Genomic DNA, 16,996 nt, shown 5'->3' with positions numbered 1-16,996 from the left:
GGCCAATTGCGCTCGAATTCTCGTGGATCTGAAGCCGGCATTCGATGGCTTCGCCGGGATACCGCAGGAGACCCGACTGCTCTTTCGGGCGCTCCGTGGGCTTCCAGGTTGCGATACGACGGGCCTCGTCCAGCACGGTGGCAGGCATCTGCGCGCCGGCCTCCGTGCCGGCGAGAGCGGCACCATATCCGCGGAGATCTACCAGCTGTCCAAGCTGATCGTTTCGATCAACGAGCGGTCGTCCACCACGCGCCTCGAAGCACTGGCAGACGGGGTCAAGAGTCAGCTGGCAACGCAGGTGCTTCGCTTGCGCACGGCACTCGGACTGCCGGTGCACCTGTCCATCTTCCGATCCGAACTGTTCGCGGATTTCGTGTGGCGCACCCTGTTCGAGAAGACGCTGCCGGTGGGCGACAAGGACGCGGTCGCGGGTGGCGATTACCTGGTCCTGCGACCATCCCGCAAGGCCCTGCAGAACGTCAGCCTGCGAACCAAGTCGACGTCGGTGCCCCGGTTCCCGATGATCGACACCAGCGGGTTCGATTTCCTGCTGGCGCAGACCCCTTTCCCCGGTCGCGTGAGCAAGGGGACGCGCATCGTCGTGCGCTACCACGACGCAGTGCCGCTGCTCATGCCGCACACCATCAAGGACAAGGCCTTCCACCAGGCCACGCACTACCAGGCCCTGCGCAGCAACGTCGCGGGCGGAGCGCTGTTCGTGTGCGTGTCGGAAGCGACGCGCCGGGACCTGCTGACGATCTTTCCCGAGGTGGAGAGTCGCGCGCAGGTGATCCACAACATGGTGTCCGAGGAGTTCCATCGGGAGGAGAGCCCGCGTGCGATGGTGAGCCGGGTGATCAGGAACAGGCTGGCTGAAGCCAAGGCACTGGACGCGCGATCGCCTGCGGAGACGCAGGATCCGGGGGAATTCGACTACCTGCTGATGGTCTCCACACTGGAGCCGCGAAAGAACCACGCGCTGCTGCTGAGTGCGTGGGAGCAGCTGAAATACTCCGGCAATCCCGACCTGAAGCTGGTGGTCGTGGGCAACCTCGGGTGGGATGCCACGGCGACGTTGCGCGCATTCCGGCCGCTGATCAGCCGCGGCGAGTTGTTCTGGCTGCAGAACGTGCCCGCCCGCGAGCTCCGGGCCCTTTACCAGCACGCGGCCGTGACCGTCTGCCCGAGCCTGGCGGAAGGCTTCGACTACTCCGGCGTCGAAGCGATGCGGTGCGGGTGCGCTGTCGCGTCGTCCGACATCCCGGTGCATCGCGAGGTGTACGGCGACGCATCGGCTTTCTTCAACCCTTATTCGCCTCGCGACGCGGCCGAGGTCCTGGCCGGACTCCTCGGACCGGGAAACGCCGGTCGCCGCGCAGAGCTGGCGGGCCGCGGGCAGGTCGTGGGCGGGCGGTACATGGCCGGGCGGATCGTCCCGCAGTGGGCGGAGCTTCTTTCGGATCACGGGCGCCGCGCCCAGTCTTGAAACGTATGCGATACATCCCATGAATGCCATCACCTCCATTCCCTCCGAGTTTGAGCGCCTGGACCATCAGTCCTTCCTTGGGAAGGCGTACATAGCGCTGCTGGGCCGGCCCGTCGACCCGGTCGGCCTGCGCGACTACCTGCAACGGCTCAACGCGGGCACGCCGCGCGACAAGGTCTGGGAGGAGCTGTCCGACAGCGATGAAGGCCGGCGCTTTGCAGGCCGGGGCATGGAGCCCGCGGAGCTTGCGTCGCGCGTGCGGGACGTGGCGCAGTTGCTCGCGCTGGATGGCAATGCGTTCGTGCACGCGGCGTATCTCAAGTTGCTTGGGCGTCCGGCCGACCCGACGGGCTTGAGGGACTACGGGGCACGCCTGGCCGCCGGTGACACGAAGGAACAGGTGATCTGCGACATCTGCGCCGATCCGGAAGGGCTTGCCTATGCCGCCACGCTGCCCGGCCTCGAGGAGCTGAAGCTGCAGCATCGGCTGATCAAGTCGTGCGGCCACACCGCCAGCGAACTGATGGAGGCGGGGGAGGCTGCCTTCGTGGCGGCTGCCGCGCGCGTCGTCCTGGGTCGCCCAGCCAGCGCCCACGAGACGGAGCTGTACACGGCTTACCTCGCCGAGGGCTTGACCCGGGCGTTCGTGCTGAAGCGCATGACGGAGGCTGCGCCGGCCGCCGCGCTTCCCTGGCCGCTTGCTACGTACCTGCGGCGGTACGAGGCGGCCAGCCGTCCCACTTGGCGCGGCTGGTACCTGCGGGCAGTGCATGGCGTGGAGACCGACTTTCCGGCGGAGCGCACGCTGCGCGCGATCGCGTTCCGCCTGAAGGCAGGCGGCGAACGCCTTCCATGAGCTGGGTGCCATCGTGGCTGCGCGATGCGGCCGGCCCTGAACCGGGCGTGATCGACGTCAATGAGCTAATCGCCACGCTGACGGACGACGAACTGGTGGAAAGCGCCGACGCGTATTTCCGTTCACTCGACACGCGAAGCGAGCAGTGCCGAAAACCTTTTTCGAACCCGAGCGATGCAGTGCAGCAGACGCGCAACCTGGGCCTGCTCTTCGAGGCGGCGGAGCTGTTCAAGGGCTGCGACGTGCTGGACTTCGGGTGCGCGACCGGGTGGTTGACGCAGGGCTTGGCCGCCATGGGGTGCCACGCGGTCGGCGTCGACATCGCCGCGGCTGCGCTGTGTCTTGCAGAGGAACTCGCCGCCTCTGTGGCTGCTTCCCAGGGAAGCGCCCAATTCCTGGCCTATCGTGGCGAGCGGCTTCCGATGGACGACGGGAGTGTGGACCGCATCATCTGCTTCGATTCCTTCCACCACGCCAAGGACCAGGGCGCCACCCTGCGCGAATTTGCACGGGTGCTGCGTCCCGGCGGGAGGATCGCGATGCTGGAGCCCGGACCTTTCCATTCGCGGACCGCGCAATCGCAGGAAGAAATGCGCCGGTACAAGGTGATCGAGAACGACATCGACCTGGCGCGTGTGGCGCGGGACGCCCAAGCTGCGGGATTGGACGCCCCCGAAGTACTGGTGCAACTGCCCAAGCCGCTGCGCGTGCATCTCGACGAATACCTGCAATGGTCCGCAGCCGGAATGCCCAAGGCAAAGGCGGTTTCCATCTGCGAGCGGCTGACCGCGCAAATGCTCAATACGCAGTGCTTCTACCTCACGAAGGGAGAACCCCGGACCGACAGCCGACAGCCAGGCAGCCTGGGTGCAGAGATCCGATTGACCGGGCCCATCGACACGAGTCTTGCGGGCTTTGCAAGTTTCGAGGTCGAGGTGCGTAACACGGGCACGGGGCACTGGATCTGCGACCGGCAGGCCGAGCCGGGTTGCGTGAATCTAGGGGTACAGCTGCTGGACGACCACGACGAGCCCGTGCAGCTGGACTTCATGCGTGTCGGTGTGCCCGCTCCAGGTCTGGCTCCCGGTGGCCGCGCTGTTCTGCGTGTGCAGATTCCGCTGTCGGCGAATGTGAGACGAGTGCGCCTCGACATGGTGTCGGAGCACGTTGCATGGTTTGGGCAAATGGGGCGGTGCCAACGTGTGGATGTAGTTTTAGTCGATCTTCCATAGCCAGGTATGAAGATATTCATTCAGCAGATCCGAGCAAATACTGGGCTCGCCGGTGCGGATCCGATGCATGCATGCTGTCTTGGCTGAATATGGATCAAGACTCAAGTTCACAGCTTTCGATGGCACCAAAGTCCGGCGTACTGGTTGGGGCGGGAGAGAATCTATTTCTCTTTGCGGGAGAGCATCACAAGTTTGAATTTTTGACAGGGCGACGCAAGCCTACAGCTCAAGATATTGCGAACTTCGTGGGGAATCTGGAAGATCGAGCGGCCTACTGCGCGTACAGAAAAATACCGTATGTTCATCTGGTGTTCCCAGCAAAACCCGTCGTTCTGCGATCACTTGTCCCGGCGCCCTGGCGGGAGGAAATTCAGAGCCTGTTTCTCAGCAGTTACGCGCCCGCGCTCGCCGCCTCCGCTGCCGGCGCCGTTTACCCCCTCGAGGAACTCGCCGCTGCGGACCACCAGTCCCGAGTTTTTCGACTCAGAGATACACACCTCACTGATCACGGATCGTTCACGGTCGCAGACTTGCTTCTTCGACGCTGGGGTCGTTCCTACACATTGGCCGACCACTTCACAGCGGGGCAGCAAATGGTCTCCGGTGATTTGGGACTCATGCTTGGGGACGGGAGATCGACACCGGAGAAAACAGCGGAGCCCCAGAGGGCGCCCCTCGTGTTTGACAATCACCTGTTCCTACCAGGGAACACCGGGAACCTAGCAGTCCTGCGAAATCAGCCGGCCGAGAGTAGGGGCAGGCTCCTGATCTTTGGTGACAGTTTCATCAAGGAATCACTCAAGTTCCTCCTGCCCGCGTTCAAGGAAATTCTTTACGTTCGCAGTGCCACATTCCAAGCGGACATAGTGGAGCAATTTGGTCCGGACGCGATCGTTACGAGCAACACGGAGCGGTATTTGTCCGATGTGCGTAGCGATAGGGAATCACGCAGCTTCCTGCTGGACTTCCATGGCAGTACCACTTACGCGCCATCAGCAACGTTCGTCGCTGCTCTTAAAGCTCAGCTCTCGTGGACTCATCATCGTGCTGAATACTTATCGTGGGAGTCACGCCTTTGCGTCGAAGAAGCGAAGAGGGGACTGATTCGGTTTCCTGACTTGGGAGATTGGGCAGCTAACGATCACGTGGAGATTGTCGACGTTGAGAGAGGCGGCTTTCGATCCGTCGGCAACGATCCAGCTTTTGTATTTCCCAATACGCCGCTTCAAACTGGCCGCTACTTTCTGGAACTCGACTTGATGAGCGACGTAGAGTCCGATGTGGCCATCTACTACATGTGCCCAGATTCGATCGGTTACTCGGAGGACCGAGTCCTACGGCAACCGATCCGTGTTGGAAGAAATCAGGTGAGCTTCGACCTCACCGGTCTCCGCCTGGGGCCAGCCTTGCGGATTGACCCGCTTTCGGCACGAGGCACGTTTCGCATTACTGGTCTGCGCCTAATCCCGGTTCATTCGTAACCTAGCTGCGAGGCGGAATCGAGGTTTTCGTTCTCCGACTCAGCGATCATTCGCCGTCAAACTCGTAGTAAAAGTGCGTGTGTATCTCAACGTTCAGCGCGTCGTAGGAGTTGTCCACTACATAGGACTCGTGCGGCTCGCGGTCAATGCGGAATCTATAAGACTCGTTGAACACGTGCCACCGCAGTATGTTTTCCGGAAGTTCTATGGGTGGATCAAAGCGCCTAGAAAAACTCAGCGCCGTATTGTTTCCCGCAGTCTGCTTCACATTGAGCGTGACAAGGTTTCGGTCAATGGACTGATTGCAGCGCGGTGTGTCGGGTTGGCCAACGATTTCGATTTGCCCTTCCTTCAGGTAGTTCCCGGGAAAAGTCAGCGAGGCCAGAGTTTGCCGAACCAAGTGATCGTCCACGCGATAGTTGGGAACTGGGGCCGCGGTCAACACGCCCTCCAGGCCGAGAAGCTTGACGGGCCGTGAATGATTGATCTTCACGAAATAGTCGTGAGCACCCAGCTCCCATAGCTCGAGGCCCCAGTGAAATTGATCTTTCGCCATCCCTACTCCTGATCCTTCGCTTTCAACATTCGACTTCGATATGGTCGGTCACGACCCGGTCGTCGCGACGGTGGAAATCGATGCTTCGTCCATCATCGCTCGGTAGCGGTCCACCATGGATTCGTATCCCGGCAAGCTTTCGAGCACCAGGCGGCTGTTAGAGGCAAGCTTGCTCCGCAATTTGGCTTCGGACGTGAGCCGGTCAATCATGGCAGCCAGACGCTGCACGTCTCCAGGCTCATAGAAGAGTGCATTGACATCGTGCTTCACCAGCTCCGGAATGCCGTAGACCGGGGTTGTGATGATAGGCAAGCCGAAGGCCATCGCTTCCATCAGGATGCGGGGCGCGCTCTCGACCCGGGACGTGCACACAGCAATATCGGCTGCAGCGAAGTACGTCAACGCACCTTCTTTGGGACCCGTTAGCACAACCCGCGCTCGCACTTCAGGTTGCAGTTCCGCAAGCTTCGCTTCGATCTTCTCCAGGTACGCCTTCTCCCCAAACGCACCGACGATGAAGATCTTCAGCCGACGCTGCAAGTCAAACGGCAAGCTGGCAAATGCCTCGACCAGGTCCAGTTGGTTCTTGCGCTGGCAGACCGTGCCCACCAGCGCGAGCACCAGCTCGTCTTGCGCAATCCCTAGCTCGCTGCGCGCCGCCGTGCGGGGTCGCGCCGCAATTTCTCGGTCGAGCACGGGCGCGGGAATTCCATAGCGCACCACCTCGAAGTTTCCCCGCGTTTCAACCGGTGCCCAGACGGCGCGGGTGGCGTCCGCCACGTACGTCACGCGGTATGCCTGCGCGAACGCTGCATACGCATAGGCGCGCAGAGGCACTGCGAGGTAGTCGTAATACGTCTCCCAGGGCTCGCTCTCGTGGTTGCACCACACCGACGGCAGGTGCGCCGCATTCGCGGCATTGATCGCCCAGAAGGTTGCCAAGGTGTTGGCGATTACCACTTCGTGGCCTGCACGGCGCAGAATCTCGCCGAGTTCTGTGCAGCGCTCCTGGTAGACCGAGGCCTTCGTCACGCCTGCCTGCGGATCGCCGAGCACGCGCACTTGAACGCCCAGCGCCTCGAACTGCTTGCGCAGCGGGCCTTCTACGGGCGAATAAACCGTGATCCGCTCTGCGCTGGAGGAAGCCACCAGTCCCGCCACAAGATCGAGCAGGACCAAGGGCGCCCCTTCGAAATTCAGGTTGTGGCTGATCACCGCAGTGCGGGGTAACTGCCGCGGCCGCAAATTGACACGCACATGCGCCGGCACGAAGCTTTCATCGGCCAGGCTCAGGTTCGGGTTGAAGAAGCGGTCGCGGGTGCCGCCGTGGATCTGCCGGTAAGCCGCCACCTCGCGCGGGTTGTCGGAGAAGCCGCGGGTCTTGCCTTCGTAGTGGAAAAGCTCGGCTTCCGGGCAATAGATGTTGCTGTAGCCCAGGCGGGCGAGGCGGTAGCCGTAGTCGGCGTCGTTGTAGGCCACGGCGAAATGGCTCGTATCGAATCCGCCCAGTGATTCGAACAGCCAGCGTGGCGTGACCGCGCAAGCGGCGGTGACGGCCGAATACTCCCGGGCGACGCGTACGTAGCCAAGGTATCCCCAGTCATGCGGCGGGTGGCCGCGGAAGGCGTGTCCCGCCAGCCCGCCATGGAATCCGTGCACGATGCCGGCGTGCTGCAGGGTGCGATCTCCAAAGTACAAACGCGCGCCGACGCTGCCGGTCTTCGGCATCTGGGCATAACCCATCATCTGGCTGAGCCAGCGCGGCTCGATGACTTCCGTGTCGTTGTTCAGGAACAGGATGTACTCGCCCGTGGCCCGCCTGGCTGCCTTGTTCATCAGCGCCGCATAGCTGAAGGGCCCGTCGTTGCCGATGCGCACAACTCGGTGGCCGGCACGCTGGTTCAACTGCGCAAGGTAGGCGAGGGTCGCGGGGTCGGTGCTCTCGTTGTCGACCACCAGCACGTCGTAGTTGCGGTACGTCGTCTTGCGCAACGACTCGATGCATGCAGTCAGGAGGTCGACCCGATTGAAGGTGGGCACGATGATCGTGACCGTCGGCCCGTCGTCCGGGAACTCCAGCGCGAACATGCCGCACTTGCCGGCCTGCGCCCACTGGGGATGCGTGACCGCGCTGACACGCAGCCCGCGGCGGCGCACCGCCGCCTCGACGGCACGGCGTCCCGCTTCCATGCTCGCCGGTTTGGCGTCGCCGGAGGCTGCCGTCGACCCGGGCACCACGCGCCAGTGGTACAGGATCTTGGGGATGTGCCCGACGTGCCGCGCTTTTTCCACCACGCGCAGCGCGAACTCGTAGTCCTGCGAGCCGTCGTAGTCCTTGATGAATCCTCCGAGCTCGAGGAACAGGGTTCGCCGCACCGTGAAGATGTGGCCAAGGTACATGTACGACAGCAGCAGCGTCGGCGCCCAGCCGGGTTTGAACTGCGGTGCGAATCGCTTGCCGGCCAGGTCGATCTTGTCGTCGTCGCTGTAGACGACGTCAGCCTGGGGATGGTCGCAGTAGTAGATGGCGATCTCACCCAGGCAGTCTTCGGTGATCAAGTCGTCGTGATCGAGGAAGGCCACGATCTCGCCGGAAGCAAGCTTGACCGCTGCGTTGGTAGCGACGCTGATGCCGCCGTTGGCGCCCAGGCGGGCGACCTTGATCCGCGAATCGCTCGCAGCGATCTCCTGCAGTAAGGGGGCGATGTGCGCGGACGGACTGCAGTCATCGACGATGCAGAGCTCCCAGTCCTGATAGATCTGGGCCTGTACCGAGGCGACCAGCGCAAGCAGCAGTTCAGCTGGGGTGTCGTAAACGGGGGTGACCAGCGAGATACGGGGCAGCCGGTCCCGGCGTTCGTGCAGCGCAGCGGCCAGTTCGCTGCGGGACGCGGCGGTCGGCGTGTTGGCAGCGATCCAGGCGTCGTAAGGCTCCAGACGCTCGAACGAAGGGGCTAGCGAAGGTGGTGCGAGAACCCGCAGGTCCTCGAACCGCAATCGCGTGGCGGAACGTCCCTCGCCACGTCCGTACTCCACGAAGTGCCTCAGGGGGTTCAATCCTGCGGCACACACGTCGGGGTTCTCCTGGGCGTAGTAGGCACCGTTGAATGCCTGGGACGTGCTCCGGTTCTCCTTGGCCCCGTGGAGGATGTAGTGCACCAGCGGGTTGCCCCCGACTTCCGGATAGAACGCTCGATACCAATCCGTTTCGAAGAAGCGATTCGGGTTTCTGCCTTCGAGGTGACCGGCCACCATGTAGTGATCGAGCGGATCGATGCCGGTGGCGGCAACGTCGGGGTAGGTTCTTAGGTAGTACTGACGATCGAACAGCCCCGATTCCGAGACGAGGGCTCGCTCTGACTGCTCCCGCCCAACGTTGGCCGCGGATTGCTGCGGCAGTGTCTGCGCCCTATGCGGCACCGGATGCCTGGATGTTGGCTGCGCGCCAACATCGCGGAGCGTGCGGATCAGGTGGTTGACCTCCGCAAAGTTTGCTTCGATCCTCGTGATTTCCGCCTCCACGGCGGCCAGGATGCGCTCAGCGCGGTCGGTGGGAAACTCTTCGATTTTCATTTCTTAATACAACGTGGCACATACCCGTGCGCGCGCTTGCACCGGGATGAGATAGAACTGAAAAGACGCATTGGCACGCAACGAAGCGCGTTTGATTCCAGGTGATGCAAGAGAGCAACACGCCAGCTTCGTGGACGGAGTGGCGGCACGCGGTGCTCAGCAGTTTAGCGTGACTACATTCGGGCTGAAGCACAATGCTCGCATGATGAGCACCACTATTCCTGCCAGTCCCCTGCGCGTGGTCGGTCGAAACCCGGCGCGTACCGTCGATCTCGTCGTCGTGCTGGGCATGCACCGCAGTGGGACGAGCGCGATCACGCGGTCGCTCCGGGCGCTCGGCATGGAGCTTGGCGATAACTTGATGCCGCCCCACCCCGAACAGAACCCAAAGGGATTCTGGGAGGACATGGACATCAATGCGCTGAACATCCAGATGTTGGCTGCACTCGGCAAGGAATGGCACTCTTTGGCGAAGACGTCCGACCATGATGTGGCCCGGCTGCGCGAGGCCGGCTTCATGCTTCGTGCGGCCGAGGTGGTGCGCGCGAAGCTGAAGACCGGAGCGCCGTTTGCATTCAAGGACCCGCGAATCTCGAAGCTGCTGCCGTTCTGGCGCGAGGTGTTCCGCGCGACTCGGCTCAAGGTCGCCTACGTGGTCGCGGTGCGCAATCCCCTCAGCGTCGTGCGCTCGTTGGGCAAGCGCAACGACATGCCATCGGAACAGGCGTACTACCTTTGGCTCGATCACGTGATGCCGATGCTGGACTCGATCGCCGGGGAAAAGCACGTCTTTGTGGAATACGACCGGTTGCTGGCGTTCCCCAGGCTTGAGATCGGACGCATGGCCGGCACTCTCGGCCTGGACGTGAATGAAGACGAGGTTGTCGCGTTCGAACGCGATTTCCTCGAGCCTGAGCTGCGGCACACAGAGTTCGGAGCCGGTGACCTGCTGCTGGACGACGGCTGCCCTGAACTGGTCCTGGACGTGTACAACCTTCTTGCCGGCCTTGCTTCCGCGGAAGTCGGAGCGGACGAGGATTGGAGCGATCGACTGCAGGGCTGGAAAACGCAACTGCGGGCACTCGAGCCCGCCCTGCGTTTTGCCGACAAGTTGTCGAAGAAGGTGGAAGGGCTTACGGTGCAGACGCAGGCGCGCTCTGCCGAAGTCGCCAACCTGTCGCAGGAACTTGCGCGCCGCGTTCAGGAAGCCGAGGAATTGGCGCAGCACCTGCGTGCGGAAGGCGCGCGTGCGGACGAGGTTCGCGCCCAGCTTCAAGCCCGCAGCGAGGAGGTGCGAGCCCTGCGAAGCGAGCTCGGCACAACTCTGTCGAAGGAGGAGGCGGAGAGATTGCAGGCTGCCTTGGCGGCTAGGTCCGAAGAAGCATCGCGACTCACTTCGGAACTCGCGAGAGCGGACGCGGAGATCGCGGAGGGTGCCGGCCGATTGAGCTTGCTCCAGCAGTCCCGTCAGCACCTTGACGAGGAAGTGGCGAGACTCGCCAGCGCTTTGAGCGCCAGCAATCAGGAGTCCGCCGCTCGTGCCGCCGACCATGCCGCTGCCGTTGCTTCCGCCCAAGCCTTGTCGCAACAAAACTCCGCGCTCGATGCAGCCCTCCAAGCAGCAAACGCCGAGGCGGAGCAGCAGCGCGAGTCGATCGCAGTTCTGGAACAAACGCAACGGCACCTCGGATCCGAAGTCACGCGCTTGAACGAGGCATTTAGGGATCAGGCCGACGAGGCGACGCGCCGAAGCGCAGAGAATGCCGCGCTCCTGGAGGCGCAGGGGAAACTGCACTTTGAAAATGCGTCTCTGGCGCACTCGCTTGCCAGTGCGCAAGTGGAGGTTGCGGAACGAACTGCACAGGTCCAGGACCTTGCCGCGCTGAAAGACAGACTCGGCGGAGACGTCGAGTGGCTCGCTGCATCGCTTGCCGCAACACAGGAGCAGGCCGAGCGCCTTGCTGCCGAACTTGGTGCTTCGGCCGAATCCAACGGCCGACTGCAGGCTGAGATTGAAACACTCACGCGCGAAAAGGCGGTGCTTTCGGGGCAGTTGGATGAAGTGCAACATCGCGCCCGGGTGTTAAACGAACAGCACGCCGACCTTGTGTCGCGCAGCGAGCGCCATGCAGTCGAAGTCGCGGAGCGGGGCGAAGCGCTCGCAGCCCGCTTTGCCGAAGTCGTTGCTTCGTCCAGGGCTGTGCGCGAGCAACTGAAATTGGCCCAGGAAGAGGGACTTGCCGCCGCTCGCCACAATGCGGAGCTCCAGCGCCAAATCGAAGAAGTGAGGGCTGAAAGGGAGGCGCTCTCCAGTCAGCTTGCCGCGATGCAGAAGCAAGCGCGGGCATCAGAACAACAGCACGCCGAGCTCTTGGCACGCACTGAGGTCCGCGCGAATCAGATCGCTGAACGCGGTGAAGCTATCGCCGTGCGCTTTGCCGAACTCTCCACGGCGTCGCAAGCTGTACGCGATCAACTGACTGCGATGCGTGACCATGAGCTCGCGTCGGCTGCAGCCAATGTCGATCTTCAGCGGCAGATCGAAGAACTGCGGGCGAACCTCGCCAGTCGCGAACATGCCAATGCCGGATTGCTAGATGAGCTGCGGCAGCAGCGGATGACGACCCGCGAATTCGCTCTCACCCTGATCGCCCGCCACGATCCAACGGCCGTTCCGTCCGGTGGTGCAAAGAGATTGGGAGCGTGGCTTCGCCGCTGGGTTGGCTGGCGAACGGCCTGAGGGCAGGGCAGTTCACCTGCAACTCTGCTCTTCTCCTCGAGCTACCTTGCTACGGTAGGGAGCGTCGAGCGCACTCGCAGGCCAGAAGGCCGCGTGCCCGCACAGCAGCTAGATTGACCAGCTGAGTGGTTCTTCGCGCAGCGCATAGACACTCGCAGGCGCCTGCGTGAGATGCTTCACCTGGGCCAGGAAGGCGCGCGTTGCATCAGGGTCCGGCTTGCGTCGCTCCTCCCAGAAAGCATCGATGTCGCCCGTGAAGGTGAACTCCGGGTGCTTGTAGAGCGCGTCGCCCAGAACGATCAGGGGAACCCGCCGCTCCAAGGCCTGCAAGCCCACCGTGCTGTTGATCACGATCGTTCCCTGGGAACGCTCCGCCAGGTCGGGAGTGTCCCCTTCGCACATGTGGAACACACGGTCGGAAATCACCAGCGACTTCGCCAGGGTCCGGATCAGCTCGTGGTTGCCGGGGCCGCCGCGGGCGTGCGGGTGCTGGCGGAACACCAGCAGCGCCTCCTTGGGTGCGTGCCGCGCGAAGGACGGCAGCACCCGCAGGATGAAATCCGAGTTGTTCTCGAAAGGGCTGTGGTGGACGATCTGGCTGTCGCCCTCCAGCTGCAGCGGGACGAAGTAATAAGGGGTGCCGCTGTCGAACAGCCAGCGCTGCAGGCGGCGGTCCGGTGCGCGGTGCATGCCCTTGCGGGCCCAGGATCGCGTCCAGTAGCGCACATAGAAGCCCAGGTCGTCGCAACGATGGTGGACGTAATCGGGAAAGCGCTGCCGCGCGGCCCGCATGGCGATGTAGTGCCGGGAAGCGTGCCACGCCATCTTCTGGAAGTGCATGCTTGAAAACTGCGGGGCCAGCGTCGCGGGCGCGCCGTCTTTGGCTTCTTCCGGCGTCCAGGTGAAGCGATCGAGGGTGGTGGAGTAGCCGTTGACGCCCCAGAGTTCCATCGTGACGTAACCCGGACGGAAGTAGCCTTCCTCCATCACGATCACCGGCAGGTCGATCGCGCGCGCGCGCTCCAGTGCCACCTTGTGGTAGTAGCGGTTCTGGCCGAACAGGACGATGCAGTCCGGCCTTTGGTCCCGCAACAGCGTCCCGAGGAACGAAGGCCAGTTGGCACGGGGCTGGGTGAACCGGATCGGGGCGAGCTGCTGGCAGTCGGCCTCGTCACCGCCGTGGAAGGCGACACGATCGACCTTGCATCCGAAGGAATGCAGCCAGTCGGCCACCCGGTCGAAAAAAGGGCCCACGGGCCCTTGCAGCATGAGCACACGGCGCGCGTTGCGGAGACATGCGAAGGCGGGATTTCCTGGAACGGGCGCACGCCAGTTCGCGGTTACAGCTTCTCCTGCCCCGCCCGCAGCAAGGACCCCGCTCGCCATCGAACCCCCTCACTCATTGTTACGATGCTTGGGCGCCCTTTGTGGTACGCACCAGTCCCCTTGCTAAGGGTGTATCCCTAAGCAATTTCCTCATCGATGGCGAAGGATAGCCATTTGGATCAGGCAACGCATCCACCGATCAGTTAATTGTTGCCGAGCTGGTTTTGGGAATCGTGAGAAAATACGGTGCGATGTAACTCTAATTGTTTCCAAATAGCGCGATGTGCCCGCCGATGCTGGGCTGGCGACGAAGTGGGGGCGTCTTGTCGCTAACTGACGGGATTGCGCAGCTGCGGCGTGCGCGCCACAGGGGAAGAAGTTGAGTCCTTCCCGCGAGGGAACGGCTCTCCGCAGGGTCCGATTTAGGCGGGCGCCGGGTCAGTACCGCCAGCGCAGTCCGAGACTGGTTCGCAACTCCCTCGTGTCGCCGAAGCCCCCGCGCAGCTCATAGCTGTCCAGGCCGATCGCGGCAGAGGCCGCCCGGGAGAACCGCCAATCCAGCCCCACGCCGTAGCTGACGCCACCCTCGCCGGGAGAGACGGGCGTGAGCGCGGTGGCGGCGCGATGGAACGAGGTTCCCACCCGGCCGTAAACACCCAGGTCCCAGCCGAGGCCTGCCTTGCCAAGCAGGCTCACGTTCAATCCGGGGGGAAGTCCTGCGGAAAGCGTCGCGGGCGCTTCCGTGTACCCGACCACCTGCATGCTCACGCTGTAGGGCTTGCGTGGGCTGGCGTACAGGGGCAGGGTGGTGGCGTCGCAGGAGATGGCGAAGCGGCCGCAGGGGGCGCTGCTCGACCCGTCTTGGCCGGCCTGCAGTCCCAAGGGGGCACTTCCGGCCCGCCACTGCAAGCTTCCGCCGGACTGCGCGGCGGCACTGCACGCCGCAGTCACGATGACCAACCCCACGAGAACTCGGTGTCCCATGTCGGCTCCCCCGTTGTGCTTTGCAGCCAATGTGGAGCCCGGCTGAGCCAGCGCGTGTCGGACAAGTCTCACACGCGCTGTAGGAGACGCGGCTTTGGCCTCAATCCACCTTTGCGCCCGACGCCTTCACGACTTTTTCGTATTTGGCGAGCTCCGCGCGCATGAAGCTGCCGAATTCGTCGGGCGTGGTGGGCACGGGTTCCGCCAGGAGGGCTGCGAAGCGGGTCTTCGCTTCCGGGGAATTCAGGGCGGCGACGAAGGCCTGGTTCAGTTTCTGCACCACGTCGCGCGGCGTGCCCGCCGGCGCGACCAGGCCCCACCAGGTGTCGATCGCGAAGCCCTTGAGCGTGTCGGCGACCGCAGGCACGTCCGGTAGGCTCGGCGACCGGTTCAAGGTGGTGACGGCCAGCGCCTTGAGCTTGCCGGCCCGGATGTTCGGGGCGGCCGTGGCGAGGTTGTCGAAATTGAAGTCGACCTGGCCGGACAGCAAGGCCAGCTGCGCGGGATTGCCGCCGTTGTAGGGGATGTGCACGGCGTAGATACCGGCGTCCCGCTTGAACATCTCGCCGGCCAGGTGGCCCGCACTGCCGTTGCCGCCGCTGCCGTAATTCAGCTTCGCGGGGTTCGCCTTGCCGTATGCGATGAGGTCGCGCACGGTGTTGATCTTCAGGCGGGCCGCAGTGTCGGCGTTCATCACCAGCACGTTGGGCACGCGGACCATTTGCGTGATGGGCGCGAAGTCCTTCACCGGGTCGTAAGGCATCTTGCTGAACAGCCAGGGGTTGATCGCATGGGTGGCGACCGCGGCGATGCCGATGGTGGTGCCGTCGGGAGCGGCCTTGGCCACTGCATCCGCGCCGATGTTGCCGCCGCCGCCAGGGCGGTTCTCGATGATCACCGTGCCCAGGCTGTCCTTCACGCGCTCGGCCAGCAGCCGCGCCGTGACGTCGATCGGCCCGCCGGCCGCGTAGGGAACGATGATGCGCAGCGGCCGGGCCTGCGACCACGCGTGAGGCGCGGCAAGGGTGGCCGCGGAGGCCAGGGAGGTGAGGAGGAGTTGTCGGCGTTTCATCGGCGCATTGTCTCAATCCGGCAGGGTCACGGCCGCGCAGGGTATCCCTACACGCCGGCAGCAGTTTGTCCGACAGGCCGCTCGCCGGCCCGCGCGTTGTGAGAGGACGCACTCGCGCATCGAAAGGAACACCCATGAAACTGCAAGCCCTGATGATCGCCGTCGCCCTGGTCGGCGGTACCGCCTTCGCCCAGGCTCCTTACGGCAGCGCCAAGACGCCAGCTGACAAGGCGGCGACGATGAGCAGCACCAACGACGCTTCGAGCAGCACCCGCAGTGCCGCGTCGGACGCGGACCGGGCCACGATGCCTGCCGACAAGTCGCACGGGAAGGTCGCCGGGAAGCACCACGCAACGCACCATGCGAGCGCGAAGCAGCACCATCATCACGCGGCGTCGGCCCATCATCACCAGACGCACGCAGCCGCCGATCACCACCACGCGAAGCATGCCGACGCAGGCCACGGCATGCATGGCAAGGCGCATCACGACACCCGCATGATGGGTGCCGGGGCATCGCCCGCAACGGATCTGAATGCGTCGACGCGGCAAGAGCGCATGGACCGCGCTTACGCCGACTGGCAGGCGCGTCGCTGATGCGGCAGCAGGCGGACCGGGCCTGCGCCTCTGGGCTCAGTGCTTGTCCGCCTCGGTGGTGAACGAATCCGCGAAGAAGTCTTCCGGCGGCAGGCCGGCCTGGGCGCTGTATTCGGCCCGGGCGGAGTCGACCACGATGGGCGCACCGCAGGCGTAGACCTGGTGCTCCGCGAGGCTCGGGTGGTCCTCGAGCACGGCCTTGTGGACGAAGCCGGTGCGGCCCGTCCAGTTGTCCTCCGGCAGCGCGTTGGAGATGACGGGGACGTAGGTCAGGTGGGGCATCTCCACCAGCTTGTCGCGAACCCAGTCGTCCATGTAGAGGTCCGAAGGGCGGCGGCCGCCCCAGTACAGGGTGGCGGGCCGCTGGATGCCCTTGAACTGCATGTGCTCGATCAGGGCCTTGATCGGCGCGAAGCCGGTGCCGGAGGCCAGCAGGATCATCGGCTTGTCGGAATCCTCGCGCAGGAAGAAGCTGCCGAAGGGGCCTTCCACGCGCAGGATCTCCTTCTCCTTCATGGCGGTGAACACGTGGTCCGTGAACTTGCCGCCCGGCATGTGCCGGATGTGAAGTTCCACGCCGGGACCGTTGTGCGGCGCGTTGGCCATCGAGTAGCTGCGGCGCGCACCGTCGCGCAGGATGAATTCGACGTACTGGCCGGCGTGGTAGCGCAGCGTGTCGTTGGCCGGCAGCTGCAGCTTCACCACCATCACGTCGTGCGACACCTTGGCCAGCGAATTGACGCGTGCGGGCATCTTGCGCACGGGGAAAGCGCTTTCGTCGGTCACCTGCCGCGACTCGAGCACCACGTCCGTCTGCGGCACCGCGCAGCAGGTGAGGATCAGGCCGTTGGCTTCTTCCTCGGCGGACAGGGCCTTGCTCTGGTGCGTCCCGTGGACCACGGTGCCTTCCAGCTTCTTGCACTTGCACGAGCCGCAGGCGCCGTCCTTGCAGCCGTAGGGCATGCCGATGCCCTGGCGGATCGCAGCCGCGAGGATGGCCTCTCCCCCCTCCACGCCGAAGGTGCGCCCGCTGGGCTGCACGCTGATCTGGAAAGGGCCGGCGCCTGCCGAGTCGGCTGTCATGCTTGGGTATC

12 protein-coding genes are annotated in these 16,996 nt (G+C 63.9%); 6 read left to right on the top strand and 6 right to left on the bottom strand.

Features of this window, described 5'->3' with window-relative positions:
- The first annotated feature begins 22 nt into the window (after positions 1 to 22).
- From AC1DSA_RS06775 to AC1DSA_RS06760, 4 genes are all read left to right on the top strand, one after another.
- Positions 23 to 1,486: a glycosyltransferase family 4 protein gene (locus AC1DSA_RS06775; RefSeq protein WP_477887338.1), complete on the top strand. Its 1,464-nt coding sequence runs from the start codon at positions 23 to 25 to the stop codon at positions 1,484 to 1,486.
- A 19-nt stretch (positions 1,487 to 1,505) separates the two neighbouring features.
- On the top strand, positions 1,506 to 2,342 hold the full coding sequence (locus AC1DSA_RS06770) for a DUF4214 domain-containing protein (RefSeq protein ID WP_477887336.1): 837 nt from the start codon (positions 1,506 to 1,508) through the stop codon (positions 2,340 to 2,342).
- Complete coding sequence (locus AC1DSA_RS06765) at positions 2,339 to 3,574, top strand: class I SAM-dependent methyltransferase (protein ID WP_477887334.1); 1,236 nt, start codon at positions 2,339 to 2,341, stop codon at positions 3,572 to 3,574. Before AC1DSA_RS06770 ends, AC1DSA_RS06765 begins: the two co-directional genes overlap by 4 nt.
- Before the next feature lie 71 nt (positions 3,575 to 3,645).
- Positions 3,646 to 5,055: an alginate O-acetyltransferase AlgX-related protein gene (locus tag AC1DSA_RS06760; protein WP_477887332.1), complete on the top strand. Its 1,410-nt coding sequence runs from the start codon at positions 3,646 to 3,648 to the stop codon at positions 5,053 to 5,055.
- 46 nt (positions 5,056 to 5,101) lie between these two features.
- On the opposite strand, the gene AC1DSA_RS06755 is transcribed toward AC1DSA_RS06760, so the two are convergent.
- Complete coding sequence (locus tag AC1DSA_RS06755) at positions 5,102 to 5,611, bottom strand: hypothetical protein (protein WP_477887330.1); 510 nt, start codon at positions 5,609 to 5,611, stop codon at positions 5,102 to 5,104.
- Positions 5,612 to 5,659: 48 nt separating this feature from the next.
- Positions 5,660 to 9,184, bottom strand: coding sequence for a glycosyltransferase (locus tag AC1DSA_RS06750; protein WP_477887329.1), 3,525 nt, complete (start codon positions 9,182 to 9,184; stop codon positions 5,660 to 5,662).
- Between the two features lie 202 nt (positions 9,185 to 9,386).
- Between AC1DSA_RS06750 and AC1DSA_RS06745 the strand changes: the two genes are divergently transcribed.
- Positions 9,387 to 11,924: a sulfotransferase gene (locus AC1DSA_RS06745; RefSeq protein WP_477887327.1), complete on the top strand. Its 2,538-nt coding sequence runs from the start codon at positions 9,387 to 9,389 to the stop codon at positions 11,922 to 11,924.
- A gap of 108 nt (positions 11,925 to 12,032) precedes the next feature.
- Here the strand turns inward: AC1DSA_RS06745 and AC1DSA_RS06740 are convergent, their stop codons facing one another.
- The 3 genes from AC1DSA_RS06740 to AC1DSA_RS06730 all read right to left on the bottom strand — a co-directional run bounded on the left by AC1DSA_RS06740 (position 12,033) and on the right by AC1DSA_RS06730 (position 15,306).
- On the bottom strand, positions 12,033 to 13,178 hold the full coding sequence (locus AC1DSA_RS06740) for a capsular polysaccharide export protein, LipB/KpsS family (protein ID WP_477887325.1): 1,146 nt from the start codon (positions 13,176 to 13,178) through the stop codon (positions 12,033 to 12,035).
- A gap of 510 nt (positions 13,179 to 13,688) precedes the next feature.
- The gene (locus tag AC1DSA_RS06735; protein WP_477887323.1) at positions 13,689 to 14,132 is read right to left on the bottom strand and encodes a hypothetical protein; all 444 of its coding nucleotides are present in this window, start codon (positions 14,130 to 14,132) and stop codon (positions 13,689 to 13,691) included.
- 202 nt (positions 14,133 to 14,334) lie between these two features.
- Positions 14,335 to 15,306 carry a Bug family tripartite tricarboxylate transporter substrate binding protein gene (locus AC1DSA_RS06730; RefSeq protein WP_477887321.1) on the bottom strand — a complete coding sequence of 324 codons (972 nt, stop codon included), beginning with the start codon at positions 15,304 to 15,306 and terminating at the stop codon, positions 14,335 to 14,337.
- A 134-nt stretch (positions 15,307 to 15,440) separates the two neighbouring features.
- On the opposite strand from AC1DSA_RS06730, the gene AC1DSA_RS06725 reads away from it, so the two are divergent.
- Positions 15,441 to 15,902, top strand: coding sequence for a hypothetical protein (locus tag AC1DSA_RS06725; protein ID WP_477887319.1), 462 nt, complete (start codon positions 15,441 to 15,443; stop codon positions 15,900 to 15,902).
- A gap of 36 nt (positions 15,903 to 15,938) precedes the next feature.
- Here the strand turns inward: AC1DSA_RS06725 and AC1DSA_RS06720 are convergent, their stop codons facing one another.
- Positions 15,939 to 16,985 carry a CDP-6-deoxy-delta-3,4-glucoseen reductase gene (locus tag AC1DSA_RS06720; RefSeq protein ID WP_477887317.1) on the bottom strand — a complete coding sequence of 349 codons (1,047 nt, stop codon included), beginning with the start codon at positions 16,983 to 16,985 and terminating at the stop codon, positions 15,939 to 15,941.
- Between the last annotated feature and the right edge of the window lie 11 nt (positions 16,986 to 16,996).

Source organism: Ramlibacter sp. P4_H7 (assembly GCF_056400765.1).
This window is presented reverse-complemented; position numbering and strand designations above follow the sequence as displayed.